Here is a 13,362-nt window from a genome sequence, read left to right on the forward strand (position 1 = left end):
GCGCCATGACTACAACTACGTCTCCCGCTGCATTTGACAGCACGCCGCAATCCTCGGCCCAGGCCCTGCGCCAGAATCTGCTGCGCAATCTGCGCAAGCTGCTGCGCAATCCGCTTTCCGTCGCCGGTCTGGTCGTGATCCTGCTGCTCCTGCTGCTGGCAGCCTTCGCACCACTGGTCGCCACCCACAATCCGCTGCTGCAGGATCTGGGCAATACGCTCAAGGCGCCCAGCGCGGCAAACTGGTTCGGCACCGACGAATACGGTCGCGACATTTTCAGCCGTCTCGTCTATGGCTCGCGCATCACGCTCTACATCATCTCGCTGGTGACCGTCATCGTCGGTCCGGTCGGGCTGACCATCGGCGTAGTGTCGGGCTACTTCGGCGGCTGGGTGGATACGGTGTTCATGCGCATCACCGACATCTTCGTGTCCTTCCCCGGTCTGGTGCTGGCGCTGGCTTTTGTTGCCGCCCTCGGCCCGGGGCTGGATCACGCCGTGATCGCCATCGCCCTGACCGCCTGGCCCCCCATCGCACGTCTGGCCCGGGCCGAAACGCTCAGTCTGCGCAAGGCGGATTTCATCGTCGCGGTGCAACTGCAGGGCGCCTCGCCACTGCGCATTCTGGTGCGTCACGTCGCGCCGATGTGTCTGTCATCCGTGGTGGTGCGCCTGACCATGAACATGGCCGGCATCATCCTGACCGCCGCCGGTCTGGGCTTTCTCGGCCTGGGTGCCCAGCCACCGATTCCGGAGTGGGGCGCAATGATCTCAGCAGGCCGCCGCTACATGCTGGAGTGCTGGTGGCTGGTAGCCATGCCCGGCGCGGCCATCATGATGGTGAGCCTGGCCTTCAATCTCTTTGGCGACGGCATGCGTGACGTGCTCGATCCGCGCAGCGAATAAGGAGCACGCAAGATGACTCAGGAAACCCAGGTGATCCAGTCCCCCATGCTGCAGGTGGAAGACCTGCGGGTGAGCTTCAAGACCGGTGAGGGCATGGTGGACGCCGTGCGCGGCGTGTCCTTCAATCTCGGCCGCGAGAAGCTCGCCATCGTTGGCGAGTCCGGTTCGGGAAAGTCGACCGTTGGCCGCACCCTGCTGCGACTGCATCCGAAGAGCGCCCGCATCACCGCGACGCAGATGCGCTTCGGTGACATCGACCTGCTCAGTTGCTCCGAAAAGACCATGCAGGGCATCCGTGGCCGACGCATGTCGATGATCATGCAGGACCCGAAGTACTCGCTGAACCCGGTGATGCGCGTTGGCGACCAGATCGCCGAAGCCTATCTGGCTCATCATAAGGTGCCGCGCAAGGAAGCAGATCAGCGCGTGCTGACCATGCTGGAGGCCGTGCGCATCCGCGATCCACAACGCGTGTTCCGCATGTATCCGCATGAAGTATCCGGCGGCATGGGCCAGCGCATCATGATCGCCATGATGCTGATCACCGAGCCGGAAATCGTCATCGCTGACGAACCGACCTCGGCGCTGGATGTATCGGTGCGCCTGCAGGTGCTCGCCACGCTGGACGATCTGGTCAGCCAGCGTGGCCTGGGCCTGATTTTCATCAGTCATGACCTGAATCTGGTACGCAGTTTCTGCGACCGCGTGCTGGTCATGTATGCCGGTCGGGTCGTCGAATCCATCGCTGCAGCGGATCTGGACAAGGCCCAACACCCCTACACGCAAGGCCTGCTCGCCGCCCTGCCAAGTGTCGACGCGCGCCGCCCGCGCCTGCCGGTGCTGCAGCGCGACCCAAGCTGGCTGACCGAGCCGATTCATGCCTGAGGAGAAACAGAATGGCAATGATTGAAGTCGACAAACTCAACCTGAGCTTCGGCGAAGGGGATGACGCCAATCAGGTACTGCACGACGTGTGCATTGCCGTCAGCGAAGGCGAGGCCTTCGGTCTGGTCGGTGAGTCCGGTTCGGGCAAGACCACCGTATTGCGCTGCCTGGCCGGCCAGTACAACCACTGGAGCGGACGCCTGGCCATCGACGGCGAGAACCTCGGCCGCAAGCTGGAAAAGGCACGCTGTCGCAAGGTGCAGATGGTGTTCCAGGACCCTTACGGCTCACTGCACCCGCGTCACACCGTGGAGACGGCACTCACCGAGCCGCTGGCCATCCATGGCATTGGCGACGCCAGCCGGCGCATCGATGCGATCCTCACCAAGGTCGGTCTGCCGACCAGCTTCCGCTACCGCTACCCGCACCAGCTTTCCGGCGGCCAGCGCCAGCGCGTGGCGATTGCCCGGGCGCTGATTCTGGAGCCGCGCATCCTGCTGCTCGACGAGCCGACTTCGGCACTGGATGTATCGGTGCAGGCCGAGATCCTCAACCTGCTGGCGGATCTGCGCCAGCGCGAAGGCCTGACCTACCTGCTGGTCACCCACGATCTGGGCGTGGTCGCGCACCTGTGTGACCGCGTAGCGGTCATGCAGCACGGTCGCATCGTCGATCTGATCGAAAGCGCCAATCTGGTCGGCTGCGTCCCCGAACACCCCTACACCCGCATGCTGGTTGAAGCGAGTCGCCACTACGACCGCCACATGGCCGACAGCGTGGCGCCCGAAGCCGCCTGAACCAAGGAAATGAAATCATGGACATGATCCTCAACCGCTTCAAACACGGCCTCGCCAGCGGGCAATTGCAGATCGGCCTGTGGTCGCACCTGTCGAATCACGTCAGCACCGAAGTCATCGGTGGTGCCGGTTTCGACTGGATCGTGCTCGATGCCGAGCACTCACCCAACGAAACCTTCCTGCTGCATCAGCAACTGCAGGCACTGGTCGAAGGCGGCAGCAGCCCGGTGGTGCGCGTCGCGTGGAATGACAAGGTGCTGATCAAGCGAGTCCTCGACATCGGCGCACAGACTTTGCTGATTCCGCAGGTGCAGAACGCGCAGGAGGCGGCCGATGCGGTGGCCGCCACGCGCTATCCGGCAGAAGGCGGCATGCGTGGCTTCACCGGTCTCTCACGCGCCTCGCGCTTCGGCCGCATCAAGGATTACCACCAGCGCGCCAGCGAGGAGCTGTGCGTGATCGTGCAGGTGGAAACCGGCGAAGCCCTGAGCCAGATCGAGGCCATTGCGGCAGTGAAAGGCATTGACGGCATCTTCATCGGCCCCGGTGATCTGTCCGCCGCACTGGGCCACATCGGCAATCCCGGTCATCCCGTGGTACAGGCCGCGATCAAGAATGCGGTTGCACGCATCCGTGCTGCCGGCAAGCCGGCCGGCATCCTCACCGGTGACGAAGCCCAGGCCCGTCAGTACATCGAGTGGGGTTGCAGCTTCACCGCGGTCGGGGCTGATATCGCCTTGCTGGCACGCGCCTCGGAACAGCTTGCCGCGCGTTTCCAGCCGCTCAAGACAGCGCATGCAAGCGCCGCCTGAATACATCTCTCCTCCCAACTTTCAAAGGATCCAGATCATGCAGAAAATCGGTTTTGTCGGGCTCGGCATCATGGGCACCCCGATGGCAGGCCACCTCATCAAGGCCGGCCATGAAGTCTCGCTGTACAGCCTGCCGAGCGTCCCCGCCACACTCATCGAGCAAGGCGGCAAGGCCTGCGCCAACGGCAAGGAAGTTGCGCAGAACGCCGATATCATCTTCATCATGGTGCCGGATACTCCGCACGTGGCCTCAGCACTTTTCGATGCAAACGGAATTGCCGAAGGCCTGACCGCCGGCAAGATCGTGGTGGACATGAGTTCCATCTCACCGATCGAGACCAAGGAATTTGCGGCACGCGTACGCAGCCTGGGTTGCGATTATCTGGATGCACCGGTTTCCGGCGGTCAGGTCGGCGCCCAGGCTGCCACCCTGTCGATCATGGTCGGCGGCGATGAAGCCATCTTCAACAAGGTCAAACCTCTGTTCGAATTGATGGGCAAGAACATCACCCTGGTCGGTGGCAACGGCGACGGCCAGACCGCCAAGGTCGCCAACCAGATGATCGTGGCAATGACCATCGAAGCCGTCGGCGAAGCCTTGCTGTTTGCCTCGAAAGCCGGTGCCGATCCGGCCCGCGTGCGTCAGGCGCTGATGGGCGGCTTCGCTTCCTCGCGCATCCTCGAAGTGCATGGCGAACGCATGGTCAAACGCACCTTCGATCCGGGCTTCCGCATCGAACTGCATCAGAAGGATCTGAATCTGGCACTGGGCGTAGCACGCAAGCTGGGGCTCGCCTTGCCGAACACCGCCACCTGTCAGGAACTGTTCAATTCCTGTGCTGCCCATGGCGGCAGTGCCTGGGATCACTCGGGCATGGTGCGCGCGCTGGAACTGATGGCCAATTTCGAAATCGGCCAGAAGCCCTGAAACCTGACTGCTTCGCAGGGGCAGCTGAAGCCGTGCCTGCGAAGTCCCCCGATCGACGCACATCGCATCATCGGGGGCGCATCTGCATGAGGACGCACATGGATCAGCGCACCCTGCTGGAAAACATGTTCAAGGCCGCCATCGCCGTGGCCCAGCCTTCGGCTTGCCTGCCACCATTCCTGCCGCCAAAGCCGCGCGGACGGCTGATCGTGATCGGCGCCGGCAAGGCTTCGGCCGAGATGGCACGCGTGGTCGAAACCCACTGGTCCGGCGCGCTGAGCGGGCTGGTGGTCACCCGCTACGGCCATGCCGTGCCCTGCGAACAGATCGAGATCGTCGAGGCGGCACATCCGGTACCGGATGCCGCCGGGCTGGACGCCGCACAACGCATCCTGAAACGGGTCGAAGGACTCAGCGCAGATGACACCGTGCTGTGTCTGATTTCCGGTGGCGGTTCGGCCTTGCTGCCACTGCCTTTGCCGGGTATCACTCTGGCAGACAAGCAGGCGCTCAACCGTGCCCTGCTCAAATCCGGCGCATCCATCCGCGAAATGAACTGCGTACGCCGCCATCTTTCGGCGATCAAGGGCGGGCGTCTGGCCGCTGCCTGTCACCCGGCACGGGTTGTCACCCTGCTGATTTCCGACGTGCCCGGCGACGATCCCTGTGACATTGCTTCCGGCCCCACCGTTGGCGACGCCAGCACCTGCAGCGATGCGCTGGCCATCGTGCGCCGATATGGCATCGAATTGCCGCCCGCCGTTCGCGAAGTGCTGGAGAGTGGACGTGGCGAATCGGTCAAGCCGGACGATCCACGACTGGCCACCTGCAGCACCCACCTGATCACCACACCGCGCATGGCATTGCAGGCCGCCGCCGAGGTGGCGCGCAGTGCCGGCATCCTTCCGCTGATTATTGGCGACAGTCTGGAAGGCGAAGCGCGCGAGACTGGCAAAACCATCGCCGGCATCGTGCGCAGTGTCAGCCTGCATGGCGAGCCCTTCCGTGCGCCCTGCGTGCTGCTCTCGGGCGGCGAGACCACCGTCACCGTGCGCGGCAACGGACGCGGCGGACGCAATGTCGAATTTCTGCTCGCACTGGGCATCGCCCTCGATCACCTGCCCGGAGTATGGGCACTGTCCGGCGATACCGATGGCGTGGACGGTCAGGAGGAGATTGCCGGCGCCGTGCTCACCCCCGATTCGCTGGCACGCGCCTGGGCGCTCGGTCTGCACCCACGCGAAGCGCTCGACAACAACGATGCCCACAGCTTCTTCGGCGCCCTTGGCGATGCCGTGGTAACCGGGCCGACACTGACCAACGTGAATGATTTCCGGGCGATCCTGATCGAGGCAGCCAAGGGCTCCTGATACGCACCCCGGCCTTCCATCCTGTTTTCTCTCATCTGGAGCTGAGCATGAAAAAAACTGCTGTGCCTGTCGCGATGTTTCTGCTGGGTCTGTCCCTGAGCGGCTGCAGCCTCGTTGCATCGCAGCCGTTATCGCCGCAAGCCTCTCCCGGCACAGCCAGCCGTCCTGTTCTCAGCACCGGAGAGGCCGGACATTTCACCCAGGAGCGCTATTTCGCACACAAGGGAAAGCTGTCAGCCCCCGAACAGGACCTCTGGCAACCGCAGCCCATCGGGATTGCGGCCGTAAAGGCCGATTACACCGTTGGCACAGGCGGCGCGTACGCCACGGTACAGCAGGCAGTCAATGCGGCGATCACCAGCGGCAAACGCAGCCGCCAGTACATCCGGATTGAACCCGGCACCTATACTGGCGCGGTGTACGTGCCGATTGATGCCGGCCCGCTGACCCTCTACGGCAGCGGCAGGCCCGAAGATGTGAATATCGAGCTCACGCTGGACGCGCGCACGCCGCCGTCGGCCTACATCGCTGCGGTGAATCCAGCCGGCCAGTTCAAGGCAGGCGATCCGGCCTGGAACATGTACAAGGTGTGCGCCGGGCAAACAGCCGACAAACCCATGGATACGCCTTGCGCTGCCGTGATGTGGGCACAGGCCGACGGCTTTCAGCTGAAGAACCTGACCGTGACCAACACCCTGCTCGAATCGGTTATCGATGCCAAACGCGAAGGCCATCAAGCGGTTGCTCTGCGCAGCGACGGCGACCGTGCCCAGTTCGAGAATGTGCGCCTGATCGGGCGCCAGGATACCTTCCTGGTCAACGTCGGCGAAGCCCCAACACCCACCAACAAGGTCGGCACCTACCCGCTCGACAAGATCGCCCGCGCCTACATTCGGGACTCGTACATCGAGGGCGATGTCGACTTCGTGTTCGGCCGAGCCAACGCGGTGTTCGACAACTGCGAGTTTCGCGCCGTATCCACGCGTCGCAGCGTACCGGCGATCGTCTTTGCGCCGGACAGCGTACCGGCCTCCTCACTGGGCTTCCTGGTCATGAACAGCCGTATCACCGGCGACAAGGGCCATCAGGAACTGAAATTCTCCAAGCTCGGCCGCTCCTGGGATCAGGGCGCTGGCGCCACCGGCTACCTGCCTGGCAGCTCGCCAAACGGCCAGCTGGTGATCCGTGACAGCTACATCGACGCAAGCTTCGATCTCGCCGCCCCGTGGGACAAGGCCGCCACCACTGGCCGTCCACATCGCGGCAACATCGCGCCGGAGCGCAAGTTCGACGATCCCGCCTTCAACCGTCTGTGGGAATTCAACAACTACGGTCCGGGGGCCGGACCTGCACGATGAAAGCCAGCCTCTCATGCGTACCTGAGTAAGCATGCAATCCTGCTGTTTCCTGCTTTCTGGAGCCCTGCATGTCCTTCACGATCTCTCACCACTTTGTCTGCGTCGAGCCAGGCTCGGCGATGCCGAGGTATCCGGGCCAACGCTGACCAATGTGAATGATTTCCGGGCGATCCTGATCCTGCCTTAAGGGACGAGGGGGGCACGTCATCGTCAGGGTGATTGCCCATTTCATGCACACGGACATTCGTTGATCATGCAGGGACTCTTTTGCTGACAAGGATCTTCCCATGCAGAAACTCAGACTGGCCATCGTCGGTTGCGGCTTTCTCGGCAATATCGTGGCCGACGCGTGGCGCTCGGGTTTGCTGGCGGAGTACGAACTGGTCGGCTGTCTGAGCCGCAGCGCCGGATCGACCAGCGCACTGGCCGGCAAGAACGGCTGTCAGGCCTGCACCACGCTTGATGAGCTGCTCGCCCTGAAACCGGATTACGTGGTCGAAGCTGCTTCACCAGCCGTCCTGAAAGAGATCGCCGAACCGGTACTGAAGGCCGGTGCAAACCTGGTGGTGCTGTCGATCGGGGCGTTCGCCGACGCGGCATTCCTGACGCGCACCGAAAGTCTGGCGCGTGAATCGGGCCGGCGCGTGCATCTGGCATCGGGAGCAATCGGCGGTTTTGACGTGCTGCGCACCGCGGCATTGATGAGCGCAATCGAGGCCAGCATCACCACCGAGAAAGGACCGGCATCGCTCAAGGGAACACCGATATTCAGTGAAGACCTGCTCGCCGCAAGCGAGCGCAGTGAAGTTTTTGCCGGCAGCGCCAGGGATGCAATTGCTCTGTTTCCAACCAAGGTTAATGTAGCGGTCTCGACCGCTCTCGCCACGGCAGGCGCCGACGCCACCCGGGTCAGTATCAACAGCGTACCCGGCTTCAAGGGCGACGATCACCGCATCGAGGTACGTGGCGAAGAAGTGCACGCGGTGGTCGACATTTATTCGCGCACCAGCGCGATTGCCGGCTGGAGCGTGGTGGCGCTGCTGCGCAATCTGGTCGCGCCGATCGTTTTCTGAGCGCGGGCGTTCAGGGCTGGCCGCGGGCGGCCAGCTCGTTCAGATACAGTTCCAGATGGGAGTAGCCGCTGGCGCTGGGCGTGCCGCCATCCCTGGCATCTTGCGGGTTCAGCCCATGTGCCAGCTCCCAGTCGTCTGGCATGCCATCTTCATCGGTATCGACAGGGGCCGTGCCGGCCGGCAGCACCGGCCAGCCACCAACTTCATCCTGATTGTCGATCAGCCGGCCCGTGCCCTGTCGCACCTGTTCGATCACGCGCACGTCCACCGCATCGCGCATCGGCACACTGGCTCCGGCATGGGCGAGCACCAGGGCGTAGGCCTCGGCAGCGGGCTGGGTGCTCAGCGCAGGCGCGGCAAACGCTTCCTTGCTGAGGGTGAAGAGCGGCGGCGGATTGCCGGTTTCCGGCCCGAAAAAGCCCTGTGTTTCGCTCACGTCCGGATGGCCGTCGAGCACGTTGTCGCTGGCGAAAAAGCGGGTTTTCTCGTTCACGAAGCGGGTGAAGGTCACCGGCTGGATCTTGCTGGTGCTGGGACCCGGCTTGAGGTAATTGGCCACGTAATTCACGCGGATGTCGCCATCCACGGTGCCGGTCGCGTAGCTGCCCCAGTCGTAGATCACGTTGTTGCGGAAATCAAAAGTCGGCGTCGGGCTGAAAATCTTGCCGTAATTGTCGCCAAAGCGCGGGCTGCGTCCCTTGTGATGAGCCCACAGATTGTGGTGCAGGCTGATGCCGCCGGCGGCACGCAGCAGACTGCCGTAGCCATGCGCGCCTTTCTTGTGGCCGGCATTGTTGAGGCTCTCGCTGATCAGGCACCACTGGATGGTGATGTCTGCAATGTGGCCGGCAGGCGACAGGGTTTCGTCGATCGACCAGCTTGCCGACACATGATCGAGCACGATCTTCGAGGCACCATCCTTGATCCAGATGGCATCCTCGCCGCGCAGGTTTTCATTGCCGTGGCGAACGCGGATGAAGCGGATGACCAGATTGCTGCCGGAAATTTCCAGCCCCGCTCCGCGCAGGGTGATGCCGCCACCGGGCGCCGTCTGCCCGGCAATCGTGATGTTGCTGCCGGAAATGCTCAGCGGCGAGTCCAGCCTGATTTCGCCGCCGACGCGGAACACGACAGTGCGCGCTCCCCAGCCGCTGACTGCCGAACGCAGGCTGCCCGAGCCGGAATCATTCAGGTTGGTGACGAACACCACCTTGCCGCCTCGTCCGCCCGTGGCGTCGGCGCCGAAACCTTCTGCCCCCGGAAAGGCCGGCAGGGCATGGGCGGCAGAGATGAAACCGGTAGCCAGCAGGGCGCTGCACAAACGTTTGATCGGCATGGCGGAAAGGAACGCAGAAGAATGGATGAAGGGGCTGCTGAAGAGCCGCCCCTGTATTGGTTCTTGCGGCATGCTGCCCGGAGAGCAAGGCGCATGGCCGCTCTCCGGCAGGGTCTGCGCAGGATTACTCCTTGAGCACCATGTCGATGCACATCACGGCGGCGAGGATCAGCTGGCGCACCGGATCTTGTGCCGGCACGACCGGGTCGATGATCAGCATGTAGTTGTCGGCCGAGGTGAACAGTTCCTTGCCGATGCCGGCCCACTTCTTGGTGACCTGGGCGATCTGCGTACCGTTCTTCTCGAAACGGAAATCCCAGCTGGTCCACGAGCCCTTGAGCCAGCACAGGCTGTTGCCGTTGGCATCCAGCACTTCGAACTTGCCGCCGATGGAGAGCAGCTTCTGGCGGAAGGAGCCGATGGTCTGGCCTTTTTCGTCGAGCACTTCCACCGTCGAACGGAAGATCGAGACGCCGCGCTTGATCTGCACCACCGGCTTGCCGGACGGATCAGTGATCTCGATGTGGAACGGGGTATAGCGCTTGTAATCGGTGAACCGCAGCAGCTTGGTGAAGAAACCCAGATTCGGCTCGCGGCACAGCAGAATGGTCTGGTTGCTGTCGGGATCAAGGATGTCGAAATTGTTGGCGGCCTTGAACATGCCGACATGCTCTTTGACGAAAAAGGTGTTGCGCTCAAGAATCGGGTGCATGGCAAGTCATCCTGCGGTTAGGAAACAAAGCGCGGATTATGCCTGTACCTTAGCGGTAACGCAGCGTCCAGCTGAGCGTGAAGGGTCGATCCAGCGTCATGACATGCGCCTCGCAGCGCACGCAGGTATGCATCTGGCCCATCGGAGCGCGATACAGCGAGTCCCTGCTCACATCGTCCACACGGCACTCCGGCAGGCCGCTGACGCTGAACTGCGCCGCCGCGCCATCGGCAAAACTCACGGTATGGCCCTGCTGCGTGGCCCGCGTGCTGAAGCTGGCGAATTCGAGAGAAATGCTCACGCCGTCGAGTGGTTCGCGCGGGGTATAGCGATCCGTCCGGGTGATCACGCCGGAATCCAGCGTGTAGCAGGTCTCCACCGCCAGGCGGGCATCCTGTACCGGCGCGTCGGCACCCAGCCGGTCCAGCGCCTGCTGCTGCCAGCTCACCTCCAGCGCCGTGCCGCGCTGTACGCACCGGAGCTGGCGCTGAAAGGCTGCCGGGATCAGCTCGCTGCCGTCCTGCAGGGTGAAGCGCGGCAACAGCTGCGGCCAGCGCGCGTCTGCTGCGCCCTGCACCAGCCCGCTGGAGAACGGAATGGAGAAATACGGATTGGCGGCATGCAGGCTGCTGCCGCCATTGATGACCGGCAGGCTGATCACGCGCAGCCCGTCGCGGAAGGTGATCAGCGCCCGGTCGTACTCGCCCTGCGCAAACCAGGTGGTGGTGAAACGCGGCAACTGCTGCAGACCGACGATGAAGTCGGCATCGGCCATCGGCGGCTTGCCGGCACGGCCCAGCGCGCTCCACTGCCGGCTGGTGTAGATCAGCTGATGCAGCAGGCTGAGGTTCTCGCCCAGGATGCGGTGCTTGCCACGATAGGCATCGGTGCGGCGGCCCTGGTCCCACAGGTTCACTGAATGCGTTGCGGCATCGAACCAGAAGTGCGCGTACTTTTCGGTCGCGCGCACGGCAAAGGCATAGGCCAGCTCGCGTTCCTGCGGCATCAGCACGTCGAGCAGTGCGGCGGCGGCCAGCACTTCCAGAAACGCGGTGTCACCGTAGGCCCCGATCGAACGGCCGAAGTCAAAGCCGTCGCCTGCCGGGTTCAGGCGCAGCAGGATCACCTCCACCGAACCGCGCAGCCAGGCCTTGAGCTGGGGCGTGACTTCCAGCCCGGTTTCGATGAAACGCTGACAGATCTCGCCGATCAGCAGAATGCTATAGCGGTCAAAACGCCCTTCCCCGTCGGTTTCGTCGGAGAAGCCAAACTCACCCGAGTAGGTCTGGTAGTGCTGCACCATCTTCTGCAACAGGATCTCGCCGCCCTGCGCCGATTCCCAGCCCAGCAGGTGACGCAGGCGGGCGATGCTGAAGGCCACGCCGTAGTAATTGGTCGGCAGATTGATCAGGCTGTAGTCCTGCGCGTCAACGAAACTGCGCCAGTCCAGCTTGTGCTGCAGGCGCGCCAGCGTCGCCGGCGCCACCGCCCGCACCAGCAGGCCGGCCTCGCGCAGGCGGTTCAGCGCCGAGACGTAATAATAGATACCCCAGCTGTCATTGGCCTCATCCAGCGTCAGCTCGGCAATCTGGCCAAAGCCGGCAAGGTAGGCCGGGAAGCGCGGATCGCTGGCTGGCGTGTTCAGCAGCAGGTAGCTCAGGCCGGTGGCGATCTTGCCGGGCAGGAACTTGTCGCGGCCATTGAAAACCGGAATGCCATCCAGCACCAACGCCTTGCGCTCGGCCAGCAGGCGGGTGCAGAAATGATCCAGCTGCGGCAGCAGGGCCTGCGCAACGATCTGCTCCAGGCTGGACGAAGCGGCCACGGGTGCCACCGACATGGCTGGCTGGTTTTGAGACATGCGCGGACTCCTTCGGCAAGACGGCATGGCACCCATGCAAAGTGCACCGGGACGCTGAATGGCCTGCCGAGTTAAACGATTAACTTTGTGCAAGCTTATGCGCTCGCCCCGCTGGCGTCAAGGAAGGAATGGGTTTTTCGTGCCAAGGCAAAGGCCGCGGCGGATTTGACGGGCGCCCGGCAGGCGGGCTAAGGTAACGTTGTTACCTTCCCTGCCGCGTGGCAACACCCGGCTCGTGCCATGTCTGCCAAACGTCCGCCCACCATCCGCGATGTCGCCGCCGCCGCCGGGGTATCCACCGCCACCGTGTCGAAGTTCATCAACGGCCTGCAGCACTTCACGCCGGAAGTCGAACAGCGCCTTGCCGCCGCCATCAGCAGCCTCGGCTACCGCCTCAACCAGCAGGCGCGCAGCATGGTCACCGGGCAGACCCGCACCTTTGGCCTGGCCGTGCAGGACGTGCGCAACCCGCACTTCGCCAACATCATCAAGGGTGCCAACCGCGTCGCGCTGGAGCACGACTACAACCTGCTCGTCGTCGACGTGCAGGAGCGCGCCGCGCACGAACGCCACCTGCTCGAAGCCCTGTCAGGACGCGTCGACGGCCTCATCGTCAGCTCCCGGCTACCCGATGAATCGCTGCTCTGGCTCAGCGAGCTGGGCAAGCCGGTGGTCTTCTTCGGCCGCCGCGATGCGCCCGGCATCCGCTGCGTACGCACCGACGGCCACCGCGCCGCCTACATGCTCGGCCGTCATCTGGTCGAGACCGGGCGCCGCCGCATCACCTACCTCGGCTTCCCCGCAGCACGCTGGGATGGTGAGCGCCTCGCCGGCCTCACCGAAGCGCTCGCCGAATCCGGCCTCAGCGCACAGGCCCATGCAGTTGAAATGCCCACCATGGAGGGCGGCCAGCGCGAAGCCTCGGCCCTGCTGCTCGCCAGCCAGCGCCCCGACGCGGTGGTCTGCTACAACGATCTGATCGCCATCGGCCTGATGCACGAAGCCCAGTCGCTCGGCATCCGGGTGCCGGAGGATGTCGCCATCGCCGGCTTCGACGACGTCCCCGTGGCCGCCTACATGCACCCGGCGCTGACCACCGTGAACATGCGCAGCGAGGAACAGGGCGAAGCCGCCATGCGCTTGCTGCTCGACGCCGTGCGCGGCGATGCACAGGACGCCAGCGACATCCTGCTGGAGCCGAGGCTGGTACCGCGCGCCTCGACGGCGCGCGTAGGGTGAGGCGGATTTGCCGGTGGCTGTGAGTTGGCCGCCCCTGCCGGCACACATGCAGGATGCGTACAATCGGCCACAAACGGACGGTCAAT

General features: G+C 63.8%; 12 protein-coding genes. 9 read left to right on the forward strand and 3 right to left on the reverse strand.

Annotated features, from left to right (window positions below; translation table 11 throughout):
• Positions 1–5: 5 nt before the first annotated feature.
• From Q9Q94_RS04495 to Q9Q94_RS04530, 8 genes are all read left to right on the forward strand, one after another.
• On the forward strand, positions 6–905 hold the full coding sequence (locus Q9Q94_RS04495; RefSeq protein ID WP_305978821.1) for an ABC transporter permease: 900 nt from the start codon (positions 6–8) through the stop codon (positions 903–905).
• A gap of 12 nt (positions 906–917) precedes the next feature.
• Entirely contained in the window at positions 918–1,790 is an 873-nt protein-coding gene (locus tag Q9Q94_RS04500; RefSeq protein WP_305978822.1) for an ABC transporter ATP-binding protein, read from the forward strand.
• Positions 1,791–1,801: 11 nt separating this feature from the next.
• Positions 1,802–2,587, forward strand: coding sequence for an ABC transporter ATP-binding protein (locus tag Q9Q94_RS04505; RefSeq protein WP_305978823.1), 786 nt, complete (start codon positions 1,802–1,804; stop codon positions 2,585–2,587).
• 17 nt (positions 2,588–2,604) lie between these two features.
• On the forward strand, positions 2,605–3,399 hold the full coding sequence (locus Q9Q94_RS04510) for an HpcH/HpaI aldolase/citrate lyase family protein (protein WP_305978824.1): 795 nt from the start codon (positions 2,605–2,607) through the stop codon (positions 3,397–3,399).
• Between the two features lie 37 nt (positions 3,400–3,436).
• Positions 3,437–4,327 (forward strand): 2-hydroxy-3-oxopropionate reductase, encoded by an 891-nt coding sequence (glxR, locus tag Q9Q94_RS04515; protein WP_305978825.1) that lies wholly within the window; start codon positions 3,437–3,439, stop codon positions 4,325–4,327.
• 86 nt (positions 4,328–4,413) lie between these two features.
• Positions 4,414–5,697, forward strand: a complete 1,284-nt coding sequence (locus tag Q9Q94_RS04520) for a glycerate kinase (protein WP_305978826.1) — start codon at positions 4,414–4,416, stop codon at positions 5,695–5,697.
• A 47-nt stretch (positions 5,698–5,744) separates the two neighbouring features.
• Positions 5,745–7,055: a putative acyl-CoA thioester hydrolase gene (locus Q9Q94_RS04525; protein WP_305978827.1), complete on the forward strand. Its 1,311-nt coding sequence runs from the start codon at positions 5,745–5,747 to the stop codon at positions 7,053–7,055.
• A 287-nt stretch (positions 7,056–7,342) separates the two neighbouring features.
• Positions 7,343–8,128 carry an aspartate dehydrogenase domain-containing protein gene (locus Q9Q94_RS04530; RefSeq protein WP_305978828.1) on the forward strand — a complete coding sequence of 262 codons (786 nt, stop codon included), beginning with the start codon at positions 7,343–7,345 and terminating at the stop codon, positions 8,126–8,128.
• 10 nt (positions 8,129–8,138) lie between these two features.
• On the opposite strand, the gene Q9Q94_RS04535 is transcribed toward Q9Q94_RS04530, so the two are convergent.
• From Q9Q94_RS04535 to Q9Q94_RS04545, 3 genes are all read right to left on the reverse strand, one after another.
• Positions 8,139–9,464: a polysaccharide lyase family 1 protein gene (locus Q9Q94_RS04535; RefSeq protein WP_305978829.1), complete on the reverse strand. Its 1,326-nt coding sequence runs from the start codon at positions 9,462–9,464 to the stop codon at positions 8,139–8,141.
• A 124-nt stretch (positions 9,465–9,588) separates the two neighbouring features.
• Positions 9,589–10,176, reverse strand: a complete 588-nt coding sequence (locus tag Q9Q94_RS04540; protein WP_305978830.1) for an LURP-one-related/scramblase family protein — start codon at positions 10,174–10,176, stop codon at positions 9,589–9,591.
• A gap of 49 nt (positions 10,177–10,225) precedes the next feature.
• Positions 10,226–12,037 carry a hypothetical protein gene (locus tag Q9Q94_RS04545; RefSeq protein WP_305978831.1) on the reverse strand — a complete coding sequence of 604 codons (1,812 nt, stop codon included), beginning with the start codon at positions 12,035–12,037 and terminating at the stop codon, positions 10,226–10,228.
• Between the two features lie 240 nt (positions 12,038–12,277).
• Between Q9Q94_RS04545 and Q9Q94_RS04550 the strand changes: the two genes are divergently transcribed.
• Positions 12,278–13,276, forward strand: a complete 999-nt coding sequence (locus Q9Q94_RS04550; RefSeq protein ID WP_305978832.1) for a LacI family DNA-binding transcriptional regulator — start codon at positions 12,278–12,280, stop codon at positions 13,274–13,276.
• The last annotated feature ends 86 nt before the right edge of the window (positions 13,277–13,362 follow it).

The organism is Uliginosibacterium sp. 31-16, assembly GCF_030730865.1.
In the GTDB taxonomy this organism is placed as follows: Bacteria; Pseudomonadota; Gammaproteobacteria; order Burkholderiales; family Rhodocyclaceae; genus Uliginosibacterium.

What these genes read in the sequence shown, in the direction of transcription:
- Q9Q94_RS04495 (WP_305978821.1), top strand. Translation starts at nt 6, where the DNA reads ATGACTACAACTACGTCTCCCGCTGCATTTGACAGCACGCCGCAATCC.
- Q9Q94_RS04500 (WP_305978822.1), top strand. Translation starts at nt 918, where the DNA reads ATGACTCAGGAAACCCAGGTGATCCAGTCCCCCATGCTGCAGGTGGAA.
- Q9Q94_RS04505 (WP_305978823.1), top strand. Translation starts at nt 1,802, where the DNA reads ATGGCAATGATTGAAGTCGACAAACTCAACCTGAGCTTCGGCGAAGGG.
- Q9Q94_RS04510 (WP_305978824.1), top strand. Translation starts at nt 2,605, where the DNA reads ATGGACATGATCCTCAACCGCTTCAAACACGGCCTCGCCAGCGGGCAA.
- glxR (WP_305978825.1), top strand. Translation starts at nt 3,437, where the DNA reads ATGCAGAAAATCGGTTTTGTCGGGCTCGGCATCATGGGCACCCCGATG.
- Q9Q94_RS04520 (WP_305978826.1), top strand. Translation starts at nt 4,414, where the DNA reads ATGAGGACGCACATGGATCAGCGCACCCTGCTGGAAAACATGTTCAAG.
- Q9Q94_RS04525 (WP_305978827.1), top strand. Translation starts at nt 5,745, where the DNA reads ATGAAAAAAACTGCTGTGCCTGTCGCGATGTTTCTGCTGGGTCTGTCC.
- Q9Q94_RS04530 (WP_305978828.1), top strand. Translation starts at nt 7,343, where the DNA reads ATGCAGAAACTCAGACTGGCCATCGTCGGTTGCGGCTTTCTCGGCAAT.
- Q9Q94_RS04535 (WP_305978829.1), bottom strand. Translation starts at nt 9,464, where the DNA reads ATGCCGATCAAACGTTTGTGCAGCGCCCTGCTGGCTACCGGTTTCATC.
- Q9Q94_RS04540 (WP_305978830.1), bottom strand. Translation starts at nt 10,176, where the DNA reads ATGCACCCGATTCTTGAGCGCAACACCTTTTTCGTCAAAGAGCATGTC.
- Q9Q94_RS04545 (WP_305978831.1), bottom strand. Translation starts at nt 12,037, where the DNA reads ATGTCTCAAAACCAGCCAGCCATGTCGGTGGCACCCGTGGCCGCTTCG.
- Q9Q94_RS04550 (WP_305978832.1), top strand. Translation starts at nt 12,278, where the DNA reads ATGTCTGCCAAACGTCCGCCCACCATCCGCGATGTCGCCGCCGCCGCC.